At 28.0% G+C, this 11,233-nt stretch carries 12 protein-coding genes and 1 pseudogene; 2 read left to right on the top strand and 11 right to left on the bottom strand.

Features of this window, described 5'->3' with window-relative positions:
* The 7 genes from ACRDDY_RS00240 to ACRDDY_RS00210 all read right to left on the bottom strand — a co-directional run.
* Positions 1 to 479, bottom strand: a 479-nt coding sequence (locus ACRDDY_RS00240; RefSeq protein ID WP_438562961.1) for a TerD family protein, incomplete at its 3' end; no start/stop codon positions are given.
* 13 nt (positions 480 to 492) lie between these two features.
* Positions 493 to 1,080 (bottom strand): TerD family protein, encoded by a 588-nt coding sequence (locus tag ACRDDY_RS00235; protein WP_438562960.1) that lies wholly within the window; start codon positions 1,078 to 1,080, stop codon positions 493 to 495.
* Positions 1,081 to 1,092: 12 nt separating this feature from the next.
* The gene (locus ACRDDY_RS00230; protein WP_438562959.1) at positions 1,093 to 1,716 is read right to left on the bottom strand and encodes a TerD family protein; all 624 of its coding nucleotides are present in this window, start codon (positions 1,714 to 1,716) and stop codon (positions 1,093 to 1,095) included.
* 34 nt (positions 1,717 to 1,750) lie between these two features.
* On the bottom strand, positions 1,751 to 3,301 hold the full coding sequence (locus ACRDDY_RS00225) for a toxic anion resistance protein (RefSeq protein ID WP_438562958.1): 1,551 nt from the start codon (positions 3,299 to 3,301) through the stop codon (positions 1,751 to 1,753).
* 17 nt (positions 3,302 to 3,318) lie between these two features.
* Positions 3,319 to 4,860: a YceG family protein gene (locus ACRDDY_RS00220; protein WP_438562957.1), complete on the bottom strand. Its 1,542-nt coding sequence runs from the start codon at positions 4,858 to 4,860 to the stop codon at positions 3,319 to 3,321.
* 231 nt (positions 4,861 to 5,091) lie between these two features.
* The gene (locus ACRDDY_RS00215) at positions 5,092 to 5,349 is read right to left on the bottom strand and encodes a hypothetical protein (protein ID WP_438562956.1); all 258 of its coding nucleotides are present in this window, start codon (positions 5,347 to 5,349) and stop codon (positions 5,092 to 5,094) included.
* A 115-nt stretch (positions 5,350 to 5,464) separates the two neighbouring features.
* Complete coding sequence (locus ACRDDY_RS00210; RefSeq protein WP_438562955.1) at positions 5,465 to 5,788, bottom strand: hypothetical protein; 324 nt, start codon at positions 5,786 to 5,788, stop codon at positions 5,465 to 5,467.
* 260 nt (positions 5,789 to 6,048) lie between these two features.
* On the opposite strand from ACRDDY_RS00210, the gene ACRDDY_RS00205 reads away from it, so the two are divergent.
* On the top strand, positions 6,049 to 7,230 hold the full coding sequence (locus tag ACRDDY_RS00205) for an MFS transporter (RefSeq protein ID WP_438562954.1): 1,182 nt from the start codon (positions 6,049 to 6,051) through the stop codon (positions 7,228 to 7,230).
* A gap of 126 nt (positions 7,231 to 7,356) precedes the next feature.
* Here the strand turns inward: ACRDDY_RS00205 and pfkA are convergent, their stop codons facing one another.
* Positions 7,357 to 8,310: a 6-phosphofructokinase gene (pfkA, locus tag ACRDDY_RS00200; protein WP_438562953.1), complete on the bottom strand. Its 954-nt coding sequence runs from the start codon at positions 8,308 to 8,310 to the stop codon at positions 7,357 to 7,359.
* Positions 8,311 to 8,481: 171 nt separating this feature from the next.
* Positions 8,482 to 9,654, bottom strand: a complete 1,173-nt coding sequence (locus ACRDDY_RS00195; RefSeq protein ID WP_438562952.1) for an L-lactate MFS transporter — start codon at positions 9,652 to 9,654, stop codon at positions 8,482 to 8,484.
* A gap of 187 nt (positions 9,655 to 9,841) precedes the next feature.
* Between ACRDDY_RS00195 and ACRDDY_RS00190 the strand changes: the two genes are divergently transcribed.
* Positions 9,842 to 10,708: a hypothetical protein gene (locus tag ACRDDY_RS00190; RefSeq protein WP_438562951.1), complete on the top strand. Its 867-nt coding sequence runs from the start codon at positions 9,842 to 9,844 to the stop codon at positions 10,706 to 10,708.
* Between the two features lie 41 nt (positions 10,709 to 10,749).
* On the opposite strand, the gene ACRDDY_RS00185 is transcribed toward ACRDDY_RS00190, so the two are convergent.
* Together ACRDDY_RS00185 and ACRDDY_RS00180 are read right to left on the bottom strand one after the other, a co-directional pair.
* Positions 10,750 to 10,872 (bottom strand): MetS family NSS transporter small subunit, encoded by a 123-nt coding sequence (locus ACRDDY_RS00185; RefSeq protein WP_438562950.1) that lies wholly within the window; start codon positions 10,870 to 10,872, stop codon positions 10,750 to 10,752.
* A 13-nt stretch (positions 10,873 to 10,885) separates the two neighbouring features.
* Positions 10,886 to 11,233 (bottom strand): annotated as a pseudogene (locus tag ACRDDY_RS00180) (sodium-dependent transporter); the annotation flags it as partial.

Below are 11,233 nucleotides of genomic sequence, written 5' to 3'. Positions count from 1 at the left end.
TCTTTATGTCCATTTGCCGTATCTAAAAGTCTTACATATGAATTGTTTACCATTCCAAATGTTTGTCTTTTTTCCATTGCATTGCTTATAGTAACTACGAATACTATTTTCATTATTTCAGGGCTTATTTGTGATAAGTTGATGTCTATTGTTTCATCATCTCCATCTCCAGCTCCTGTTCTATTATCTCCATTTAATGTAATTCCTTGTCCAAATTTATTATTAAAGAATATAACATTTGATACATTATTAAATTTATTGTTTGCATCTAATAAAAATGCTGCTATATCCAAGTCAAATGCTTGACCATTTTGAGATATATCCCATCCTGCTCCAAGCTGAACACTTGTAAGACCTGGGTTTCTTTTTGTTAAATCTAATATATCATTTTTTTGTAGGTTTAAAGTTACACCTTGTGGCGCACTATTTCCCATGTTGTTTCCTAAGCTTTCAAATCCTGAACCTAAATTTATCCCCATTTATTATTCACTCCTATCTTTTTTGATACATTGCAACTAATGTTTTTAATGTTCCTTTTAGTAATTCACCTTTAGCTTTAAAATGCCATCCGTCTGAATCTTTTTGAAGTTCTGCAAAAAGAATTACTGTATTATCTCCTCCATCTTCTGAAAGATTGTATCTACAAATTTCTTCTCCACCTTTATCTTCATTTAAAAGTCTTACATATGCATTTTTAACTTTTGAGAAGTTTTGCTTTCTTGACTCCCCTTGATATATGATAACAGAAAATAAAACTTTCTTACAATCTACTGGTAAGTTATTTAATTCAACTGAGATTTTTTCATCATCTCCTTCTCCCTCACCTGTTAAGTTATCTCCATGTAATCTAATTCCTTGCCCTCTTTGCTCTCCAAAGTAAATTACTCCCTTATGGATTAATTTATCATTTGAATCTAATAAAAGTGCACTTAAATCTAAATCAAAGTCTTTTGCACCAAAGCTAAAAAGACCTTTCTTTTCAACTACATCCCATCCTGCTCCAAGCATTATTCTGCTTAAACTTGGGTCCTTCTTTGTTAAATTTAATATATCATTTTTTTGTAAATTTAGTATCCCCATTATTTTTTCCTCCTACATGTAAAGACTTAAAATTCCATTTAAATCTGCTATTTTTCCTTCTCCTAATGCTTTAAAATGCCAGTCACCATTCATTTTACTAAGCTCTGCAAATATTACAGCTGTTGATGTTGAACCATTTTCTTTTAAGTTAAAGATACATAGTTCTTTATTTTCATGTCTTGCATCTAAAAGTCTTACATATGAATTATCTACCATTCCAAATGTTTGTCTTTTACTTTGTCCTTCAAAAATAGTCACAATAAACACTATTTTTTCCACATATGCAGGTAATTCTTTTAAATTAATGTGGATTACTTCGTCATCCCCATCTCCTGCACCTGTTCTATTATCTCCTAAAAGTTCAATTCCTTGTGCTCTCATATTGTTAAAAAATATTACGTCCTCTGGAACATTTTGAACTTTTCCATTTCCATTTAATAAAAATGCTGCTATATCTAAATCAAAATCTTGCCCATTATGTGCAACGTCCCATCCTGCTCCTAATAAAACTTCTTCTAACCCTGGAGCTTTCTTTGTTAAGTTTAAAATATCATTTTTTCTTAAGTTTAATGAAGGTGTATTATTTGCTCCTCCTCCATTTAAACCATCCATCATTCCATTTAAATTAATTCCCATTTTTATTTCCTCCTAAAGTTTATTTTATATATCTTTAATTAGGTATATTCTTTTTCATATTATATTTTATTGTTTCTAGTCTCTTAGAGTTTTCTATTCTTTCAACTCTATTTTGTTCTTGAATAGCTCTTGTATCCTCTATTCCCTTCATAATTGTTTCATATGATTTTTCTAATGTATTTATTGCAATTGAACTTCCTGATGCCATTTTTGCTATTTCAACTGATTGTCTTGCTGTTGCTGTAGCATTTCTCATAATAAGTTCATTTGTTTTATCATCAAGCTGTTTTATTGATTTAGCTTGAATTTCTTGTCTCTTTAAGATAATTGCTTGAGCTAAACATTGTTTAAATATCGGTAATGTTACGATAAATGATGAATTTATTTTTCTCATTAAATTAAAGTTTGACATTTGAATTGTTTGTATCATTGGAGCTGCTTGAATAGCTACATTTTCTGCTATTTGTAAGTCATATACTCTCTGTGATAACATATCTTTTGCAACTTCAAGCTTTTGAGTCATCATTTGTTTTTGCTCATCATTTATTGTCATATTTCCTTGAATTTGTTCTATATATACTCCAACTTCCTCTATTGCCATTTCTCCTGCTACTATATATTTTTCTAGTAACTTATAGAAATGTAAGTTAGCATCATATAGCTTTTTAAGATTTGCATTTGCTTCTCTTATTTCACTTTCATATCTTTTTAGAAGTACATATATTTTTTCTACTTCCATTCCCATAGTATCATATTTTTGGAATAATTTCGCTAAAGTATCTCCCATTCCTTTCATAAATTTAGAAAGGATTCCTTGTTTTTGATTTCCTTCAAGTTCTTTAACATCAAATTTATCCATTAGTTTAGTTAAGTTATTAAGCATTTCACTAGCTTCTTCTGCCTTTACAGCTTTCATTGAATTTAAAAGCTGGTCTGAAACTTTAGAAATGTTTTCACTTGCACCTTGCCCAAACATTATTATTGAGTTTGGATTATCTATGTTTACCTCATTTGTAAGGTTTTGTACTTCTCTATCTTGTCTTAATATTCTCTTATATTCAGTCATTTGTGTAAACTCTGCATCATTTACAGGACTTCCATTGTTTGCTCCAAAGTTATCTTGTTGCATACCATAATTATTATAATCCATTTGATTATTATAATTATTCATCCCCATGTTATTTGATTGATTTCCATAGTTATTCATTCCCATATTATTTTGAGAATTTCCATAGTTATTCATTCCGCCATTATTAGACTGATTATTGTAATTATTCATGTTTTGCATTTGCCCATTCATACCATTTTGTTGCATATTATAATTCATGTTATTCTGTTGCATTCCATTATTTTGTTGCATATTATAATTCATTCCATTTCCTTGTGGCATGTTATGATTCATTTGTCCATTATTATATTCCATTGATCCTTGATTCATATTTCCATAATTCATATTTGGGTCATAGTTCATATTCGGATCATAGTTCATATTATTTTGTCCCTGTACCTGTTCATTATATCCATAATTTTCTTTATTCATACTATTAGAATCAATTTGATTATTTAAATTTTCTTTTTCATTCATAAACTTATCTCCTTATCTTACATTCCTAAAAATCTTGAGAACATACCTTGTTTTTGTTTTAAATTTATTACTTTTGAATATTCTATATCATATTTCATAGTTTCAAGTCTTTCTATATTAATAATATCTTTCTTTAAAATATAATTTATATTAAACAATCCTGATGGATTAAAAATAACAATATCCATTCCTACTATGTGTAAATATCCAAGTACTAATTGTAATTGCACTGATATTGACTCTTCTTTATCAATAAATACAACAATTTTTGGAATTTGACCTGTATAATCAAAATTATCAATCATTCTAATAACTTCATCAGATAATCCTAAAATTAATACTAAAAATTGTAATACCTCTTCCTTAGTAAAATCATTATTAAACACATCATTACTAAGTATCGCCTCATTAAATTTTTTTAACATAAAATTTTGAACTTCATTGCTATACTTAGCAAATTTATAAAAAGGCAATTTTTTAATCTCTTCTATATCAAATGTTCCATCACTTAATTGACAAAACATAACTGAATATATGTCATTTTGTGCACCTATATCGTTTATTATTTCTTTATTATTACTTAAAACTAAGGTATTATTTGAACTTACACATTTTTTAAGTAACCTCTGATACTCATGCATATCATCATATACTCCATCAATCTTAAAAAAGATAGTTGGTACATTTACAGTATCCCCTTTAACACTAAACCCACTTCTAAGTTTTGCAGGTTCATCAAAGTATACATAGATATCTTCTAAAATTGTATCTAAACTTATACTTCTAGTATATCCATCTCTAAACTGCCATGGCTTATACATTCCTGTTCCTGTAAAAAGTTCATCTTGAACCTCTCTTTGAAGCATCTTTGTTAAAGTTTCATGATTTTCTATAACTTTTCCTCTTTTACATCTCTCATCAAAAGTTTCTATACTTAAAATAGCTTTTTCTTCAACTAAAATACTTTCTTCTTCAATTCCTTCAAAACCTTCTTCTTTTAATGGATTTATATAAATTGTATCAAAGCCCATTTTATTTACTAACATTAGAAAATAAATTTCATGTCTATCTATTTTTCCATAATAAATACATTTAGGAATTTGATCACCATTAAGTTCCATATCCTTTATATAAGTAAAAACCCATACAATAAGTTTTGTAATAAAATTATTTCTTACACTATTATTAAAGAAACCTTCTTTATTCACTGCTATTTTTATAACATAGTCTAATGCACTTAAAAATTTAAAATTATCATTTGAATCATTAAATATAGTAATATCTTGAGATACCATATTAAATATATCCATATTATTAAGTTCACTATAAATATACTGAATAAGCTCCATCTCCCCTGTTAAAGGAATTGTTCCATCAAATATGATTGCTTCATTTTTAATTTCATCACACTTACTTTGTATTGTTTTTAGCTCATTATCATATTCATTTACATTGTCTACACCGATAAATCTATAAAAATAAGGCTTAAAGCTAGGATTTTCATAATCTCTTTCATATTTTTTCCTAAACATGTAGCCTATAATACTTTTTAACTTCATTTTTCCTACTCCCTAACTTGTATTTTGATTAAAAAATCTTTTTTTGTAAAAATTTATCTAAAATACACTTTAATTATAACAAATTTTCAGAAAAATTTTTATAATTTTATCTCTTTTTTTAAAACTTTCTATTTTCTAACATATTAAAAAGTATTAATTATCCTTTTTAATATTATACAATACTTTAACATAAAAAATCCAGCCTATTTTTTTAGGCTAGATTCTTTGTCTTTATTCCTCATATTTTTTTCTTCTCTTTTTTTGTGCATTATGTTCTATCATTACATCCATTCCAGAAACTATCCCAACTACACCTAAAGTTCCTGCTACACAAATAGTAGCACTTACTCCTACTGATAATCCTGCTGCAACTCCAACCATTCCCATAGTTGAGTATACAATTGGTTTAGTCATTTTAGTTAATCCTTTACCTACCTTCTTAACTGTTTTAGGAAGTTTTAAATTTACCTTTTTCTTGTTTTTATCCATACTACTCTCCATTAAATTGCTTTCTTTTTCATAGTATGTATTCTTATTTCTTTATGTTACTCCCTACTTTAATTAGCTATAATAAAAAGAACTGCCAATCTAGGCAGCCCTCCCCTTAATTTAATTCTTTTAATAATTCTTCAACTTCTTTAACAGCCTCTGGATACATCTCTTTTGCCCTTTTAGACTTTAGAATATCATGTAATCCATCTTTTACTCTATCTGCTTGTACTATTTTCAATAGTGCATTTACTCTAGTTCTTGTTCCTGTTATATATCTATCATTACTACGTTTAAAAATATCTTCTATTATCTTTCTTTTTTCATCTCTATCCTCAAGCCTAACTTTATTTTCTAAGAAAAATTTCACATGCTCACATATAAATCCCACTCCTGCAGATTGATATGCCCTTTTAAATTGATCTTCTGTTATCCTCAAAAAAACATCCCCCCACTTCACTATTCATTTACTTATTACCATTTTATCATATTTTTCATCTTTTTCTAAAGTTTTTCGATAAAAAATGTAATTTTTTTTAAAAAATAAATATATTAATTTAAATTTTTTTCAACAATAATGAATAAAATTTAAATTTTATTTATTTCTAATATGATTTATTTTTTGCATAGTATATACTTTATAAGGACAAACTATTAAGTTTATGTAAAGCACTTTCCGTGCTTAATGGAGGCATAATAATGAAAAAAAATAAAAATATTTTAATACCTTTTCTTATTGCTCTTCCAAGTATTGGGCTAGGTCTAGCTTGGAATATGAATAGTACATTAGTTCCTTTATTAGTTAAAGGAGTTACCCCATCTGCACAAAAGTTATCCATCTTAATTGCAATGGCACCTGTTACAGGAATTATTTTTCCATATATCGCTGGTGTAGTAAGTGATAGAACAAACATGAAACTTGGTAAACGAAAACCTTGGGTTTTAATTGGTGGACTTATTGGAGCTATTTCACTTGTTTTACTTGGTTATTCAGCTAGCTATATAGCAATGTTTATTTTAGCATTTATCGTTTATGCATCATTAAACTTTTATCAAGGTGCCTACTATTCATGGATGCCTGAAGCTGTTGATGATAATCAAATAGGCTTAGTTAATGGTCTTGGAAAACTTTTCTACTCTTTAGGTGGAGTTATTGTTTTCTTTACTGGAGTTTTATTATTTAATATTTCAAAACCATTACCTTTTATAATTGTTGCAATTATTGTTATAGCTCCAATTATTTTAGTTAATTTCTTTGTAAAAGAAGATACTTCAAAATTTACAAAGCCTGCTAAGCTTAGCTTAGATGTATTAAAAAATAAAAGTGCCATGAAATTATTTATGTGTGCCTTTTTCTTCTATATTGGATATGGTTTAATAATGCCTTTCTGGATTCCATATTATAGTCAAAAAGGTTTTAGTAGTGCAGAAATTAGTTTTGCTTTATGCGGATTTACAGTTTTAGGACTTATTTTATCTATATTTGTTGGAATGTGGTGTGACAAATTTAATAAACAAAAAATCACTTTAATTTCTTGTATTATTTTTGGAGCCTCATTCATTTTAGGATGGATTGTTCATTCATTAACTGGATTATGGGCTTTCACAATCGTTTATGGTATTGGATATGCAGTTATGAATGTTGTATTCTATACTTTAATTCCAGTAGTTGCACCAAAAGAAAAACTTGGTGAATATATGGGAATTAATAATATTTTCTTGTGTATTCCTCAAATAATCGGAAATCTTGTTGGTGGATATTTATTAACTAATGGACATGGTTCATTACTATTCCCAATATCAATTGGCGCATTAGTAATTGCATGCTTAATAATTGGTATAGGTAAATTAAAACCTATGAACCCTGACCTTTCTGTTTAAAAAACTGCTTTTATAGCAGTTTTTTATTTTATATTAATACTTTATGCAAATTCTTTTTTCTTTAAACTAAAAAAAGCTCTATCCAAAGAAATTTTAAAAATCTATTTCTTGGCTAAAGCTTCTATTCTATAATAATAATAATTCCATTAAATCATACTCTTCTTTTTTATTATCTCTTTTTATATTTACATCATTTATATCTACATTAATTACATCATTATCTCTAATACCAACAGCTTTTCCTGAAATACCTTCTTTTAAAAGTTCAACTGCACGTATTCCCATTCTAGAAGCTAAAATTCTATCTAAGGCAGATGGATTTCCACCTCTTTGAATAAATCCAAGAACAGTATTTCTAACTCCAGTATTAAGTCTTTCTTCAAGATAACATTGAACCTTTTCAATATCATACATTCTTTCAGTTATTATAATTATGCTATCTTTTTTACCTTGATCTATATTTTTTTTAAGCTTTACTGCAATCTCTTCAAGACTTAACTTCTTCTCTGGTGTTGAAATTATATCTCCACCACCTGCTATTGCTGAATATAATGCTAAATCTCCACAGTATCTTCCCATAACTTCAACAATTGTTGCTTTTTCATGAGAAGCATCTGTATCTTTTATTTTTCTTATACAATCTAATACAGTATTTAAAGTTGTATCAAATCCTATACAATAATCTGTATATTCTAAATCATTATCAATAGTTCCTGGAATTCCAATTACCTTTATTCCCATTTCATGAAGCTTGTTTGCCCCTTGGAACGAACCATCTCCACCAATAACAACAACTGCATCAATTTCATGCTTCTTTAAATTTTCTATTCCTATTTGTCTTCCTTCTTCTGTTGTAAACTCAGGACATCTTGAAGTTTTTAAAATAGTTCCTCCAGTTTCTGAAATATAATCAACATCTTTTACAGATAAATTTTCTATCTCATCATTTAAAAGTCCTGTGTATCCTCTCTTTATTCCAAAACATTCTATATTGTACTTACTAGAAACCTTCACTACTGCTCTTATAACAGCATTCATTCCTGGTGCATCTCCACCACTAGTTAAAATTCCTATCTTCATCCTGCTCTCTCCTTAGTTAATCCTATATTTTATCTTATGCTAGAAAACGTTTTAATAAACATCATCTTCTTTAGTTAATATTGTCCCTTTTATAATACCATCTTTTTAATTAATGAGTAAGACCTTAAAATTTCCAAATAAAAAAAGTGATGTTCCCATCACTTTTCTAATTTAACTACTTACTTTTTTAGTTCTAATTAATAAACTACTAATCATTCCTATTACAGCCATTATTATCATAAATAAGAACACATATTTATAACTTCCAAAAGCATCTCTAAGCATTCCTGAAACTGTAACTCCTAGAACTGCTCCAACTCCATAAGCTGTGAAGATAACTCCATAATTTTTATTCTTATTTCTCTCTCCAAAAAGAGCTCCTGTTGCTGTTGGTGCTATAGCAAGCCAGCTTCCAAGAGTCATCCATATTATTGCAAATGCAATAAAGAATAATAGCTTGTCTCCTTGCTTTCCATTAAACATCATAATCCCTGCAACAATTATCATTATATATGATATATTTGCTGCCTTAAACACTTTGAATTTGTCTGTTATATATCCAAAGATAGGTCTTCCCACTCCATTAAATATGGCTAATATTGAAACTATAGCTGCTGCTTCACCACTAGTTAATCCAATCATCTCAGTTCCCACTGCACTAGTAATTCCAACACTCATAAGACCTATTAATGATCCTATTACATAGCATATCCATAATCCATAGAATCTTCTATCTTTCATCATTTCTTTTGTTCCAAGACCTTCTAAAACCTTATCTTCCTTCTCTTCTTTAGGAAATTCAAAAGGTATTATTAAAGGTAATATAATTACTAAAAATGCTATTCCTATTATTTTAAAAGTTGTTAATATTCCAAAGCTTCCTATTAAATATTTTGCAATTGGTGCACTAATTAATGGAGATAATCCAAATCCTGATAAAATCAAACCAACTGCTAATCCCTTCTTCTTTTTAAATACACTTGAAACTATTGCAACTGGAACACCATAAATTATTCCAACTCCACTCCCACCAATAACTCCATAAGTTAAACTTACCATTGTTATATTCTTAGAAAAGCCTGCTAAAAACCATCCTAAACATACTAAAACTGTTCCTAAAGCCATTATTTTCTTAGGGTTATACTTATCAATAAAATATCCAGTAATCATCATAAAAACTGCATATGTGGCTAAAAATAAGGTATAAGGAACACCACTAGCTGTCGAGCCTATATTAAATAAACTTTCTAATGGGCCTCTAAATACACTCCATGAATATACTGTACCTAAACAAATAAACATTACAATACTAAAAGGTATAATACATAATTTTTTCTTGTCCATTATAAGTCGCCTCCTAATAGGATGTTTTTTTTAAATTATTCCATATATAAGTATTTTTTTCAAGACTTTTTTCATTTTTTGTTAAAATTTATTATATTTTAATCGTTTATAAATTCCATTTTGTTCCATTTAGATTATATGTTTATATATTAAATATATAGACTTAATATAAATTGGAGGATATTATATGTTCAATAATCTTAATGAACCTTGTACTATTGTTGGTGGGTTTAATTTAAAAACTTTCAAATCTGGAACTATTTCTAAACAAAAACAAAACTTAAAAATTTCTTTTGATAACACTAGCTTTGACTTTAAAACTACTGATATTACAGATGTAAAAGAATGTGGTGAATTGTCTTTTAGAAAGCTTATTAGACAAGGACTTTTTTCCGCAGAAGGATATCTACAATCTCTTCTTTATGATACTTACTATGATGAAGGAATAGACGGTGCATCCTTTAATTCTTCCTTTCTTATTTTCACTTTAACAAATAATATTACTTTTATTATTAGAACTTCTAGCTCTACTAAAATTCTAAAGAAACTCCATTTTTGGAAGTATAAACCCTTTGAAGAAGAGACTTATACTAAAAAACAAAATGATTTCTTAAACTCTGAATCTGATAAAATAATGCATGCTAAATATGCTTTATCTGGTATGTACCTTGGAGGGACAACTCTTTTTCAAGCACGCCAAGAGCATTTAATTTATTTAACTGAAAATGAAGTTGTCGTAAATAGACAGCAATTTCTTAAACAGTCATATGGCGATGAAACTTTCCTAGATATTCCATATGAAAATATTACAAATGTAGAAGTTGTTAGATTTGAAACTCTTATTTCTGATGCAAAGATAGGAACTAATGGATATTTTGGATTGCTTGAAATTATAGGAAGAATGGATATAGCTAAAAATCCTAATGCCTATAAAGAGAGGGAAGCTTTAAAAATAACTTATACTCTTAATAATATAAATGAAACTTATCTTCTTGAAACAAATAGAATTGGAAAAGAAGAAATTCTATTCTTAAAATCTGTTATATCTAAATAACAAAATGAGCAACCATTCAAATTAGGTTGCTCATTTTCATTTTACTCTTCTATAGTTTCAACTTGCTTTCTTTCATTTTTCAATAAAAGTGCTAATGAGAAGGCAAATCCACCCCATAATACTGTTGCTCCTATTAAAAAGAATATTATTGATGTTCCTGTCATTTTATTCACCTCTTTATTTTTCTACTAACTCTTTTACTTCAATTTCATCATTCTCTTCATAATTTTCTATCTTTTTATCTTTCCAAGGCTTTTTCGCTAAAATTAAGGCAATTATTATTCCTGCTCCTATTACTGACCATCCATAGGTAAAGATATTTGATAAATCATATCCACCATAAGGTGAATTTATTTCTGTAAGAATGTTTTGAACTGTCATATATATTAATATTGCTGGTGTAACAAATTTTATTGTAATATCCCACCAGCTTCCTATTTTAATATGAGAAACACTATTTGCATGTTCTCTTAATCCTTTAGGTTTAATTATCCAACCTATTAAGATTACTTCTAACAATCCTAC

It is taken from the genome of Clostridium sp. (genome assembly GCF_051656525.1).
Classification (GTDB): Bacteria; Bacillota; Clostridia; order Clostridiales; family Clostridiaceae; genus Clostridium.
This window is presented reverse-complemented; position numbering and strand designations above follow the sequence as displayed.